1 protein-coding gene and 1 pseudogene are annotated in these 2,105 nt (G+C 66.7%); both read left to right on the forward strand.

All coding sequences use genetic code 11. The features are described 5' to 3' along the window. Positions 1-76: 76 nt before the first annotated feature. The gene (locus EN935_RS32825; RefSeq protein ID WP_127374066.1) at positions 77-1,528 is read left to right on the forward strand and encodes a DUF1800 family protein; all 1,452 of its coding nucleotides are present in this window, start codon (positions 77-79) and stop codon (positions 1,526-1,528) included. Between the two features lie 34 nt (positions 1,529-1,562). Beyond that, positions 1,563-2,105 (forward strand): annotated as a pseudogene (locus EN935_RS32830) (DUF1501 domain-containing protein); the annotation flags it as partial.

Below are 2,105 nucleotides of genomic sequence, written 5' to 3' on the forward strand. Positions count from 1 at the left end.
CCATTGAACCAGGTACAAAACGGCTCGGACGGGCTCCTGCGCCAGGCACAGGAGGCCCAAGCGATGGAGAGCTGACTTGGCTATCCCGGCTTTCAATTCCCCTGATCCGGCCCTCGTCGCGTTCAACCGCTTCGGGCTTGGAGCACGGCCTGGCGACCGCGACAGCATAGCCGGCGATCCGCGCGGTTATCTCAAGGCGGAGTTGCGGCAAGCCGACATCGCCATGATCTCGCCTGATGACCCGGCCTATGCCAACCTGCAAGGCAGTACGCCTGCCATCCAGGCCAGCATGGCGGCAAATTTCCAGCGCAAGCTCGAGCGTGAGCGCATGGCCGCGGTGGCGCAGCCGGGGGCGGCGAGCGCCCAGGCCGTGCCAGCACAACCCGTGCCGGCCGGCAAACCCACCGTACCGCCGGTCGAGGTGGTGTTGTTCCGGGCGGAAGCGCAGGCGCGCTTCGACAAGGCTGTTCGGGTCAAGGCCGGCTTCGTCGAACGCCTCGTCTGCTTCTGGTCGAACCATTTCTGTGTCTCGGTGGCAAAGGACACCGTCGTTCGCGCCAGCGCCGGTGCCTTCGAGCGGGAAGCCATCCGCCCTTTCGTGCTCGGCCGCTTCGCCGATATGCTGCTGGCGGTAGAGCATCATCCGGCGATGCTGTTCTATCTCGACAACCAGCAATCGATCGGCCCGGAGTCGCGCGCGGGCAAGAACCGCAAGCGTGGCCTCAATGAAAACCTCGCCCGGGAAATCCTGGAATTGCACACGCTCGGCGTCGGCAGTGGCTATACCCAGGCCGATGTCACCAGCTTCGCGCGCATCCTCACCGGCTGGACGATGGCCGGGCGCGATGGACGGCTGGGCGAGCCCGGCAATTTTGTCTTCAACGCAAATGCACATGAGCCGGGCGACGCAGTGCTGCTCGGCAAGACCTATCCCGCGTGTGGCATGGGACAGGCCGAGGCCGCGCTCAACGATATCGCCCGCCATCCGGCAACAGCCCTGCACATCGCCACCAAACTGGCTCGCCATTTCATCGCCGACACGGCCCCGGCGGCTACAGTTGCGCGCCTCGCCAAGGTCTTCGCCAAGACCGACGGCAATCTGCGGGCGCTGGCGGTCGCCCTCATCGACATGCCGGAGGCGTGGTCGACGCCACTGATGAAGATACGCTCGCCCTTCGACTATATCGCCGCCATCCGAAGGGCGGCCGGTCCCGGCTCGGCGAACGATCCCGGCCAGTCGCTCGGCTGGCTCAACGCGCTGGGCGAGCCGCTCTGGCAGCCGCCGGGACCCAACGGCTTTTCCGACGGGGCCGACGGCTGGACGTCGGCCGAGGGTATGAAAATCCGCCTCGACATCGCCTGGCAAGCGGCACGCCAGGTCAAGGATATCGGCAATCCCAACGACATGCTCGAGGCGCTGATCGGCCCTGCCGCCTCGCCGGAGACGCGGCAGGCGATCGCCCATGCCGAATCCAAGCAGCAAGGGCTGGCGCTGTTGCTGATGGCCCCAGAATTCCAGCGCAGGTAGTTCCAGCGCAGACAACTTCCGTGGAGACGATGTCATGAGCCTGCTGTGCGAAGTTCCCGATCCCTCCCGCCGCGCCGTGTTGATGACCGGTGGCGCGCTGTTTGCCTGGGCCTACATGCCCCGCCTTGCCCGCGCCGCCGACAATCGCGATCCACGTCTGATCGTCATCGTGCTGCGCGGCGCGCTTGACGGCCTGTCGGCGGTCGGTCCGGTCGGCGATCCCGACTATGCCGGCTTGCATGGCGACATCGCCTTGTCCCTGACCGGCCCGCATGCGGCGCTGCCGCTGGACGGCTTCTTCGCGCTCAATCCGTCGATGCCGGTGTTTGCACGGCTGTTCAAGAACAGCCAGGCGGCGGTCGTGCATGCGGCCGCAACCGGCTATCGCGACCGCTCGCATTTCGACGGCCAGGACGTGCTGGAAAGCGGCTTTGCCGGCCCCGGCCATGTCGCCACCGGCTGGCTCAACCGGGCGCTTGAAAACCTGCCATCGGGCGACCGCGTGGCAACGCTTGGTGGGTTGGCCGTCGGGCCGTCAACGCCGCTGGTGATCCGTGGCGCCGCACCCGTACTTGGC

This window comes from Mesorhizobium sp. M7D.F.Ca.US.004.03.1.1, from assembly GCF_003998635.1.
Lineage (GTDB): Bacteria > Pseudomonadota > Alphaproteobacteria > Rhizobiales > Rhizobiaceae > Mesorhizobium > Mesorhizobium loti.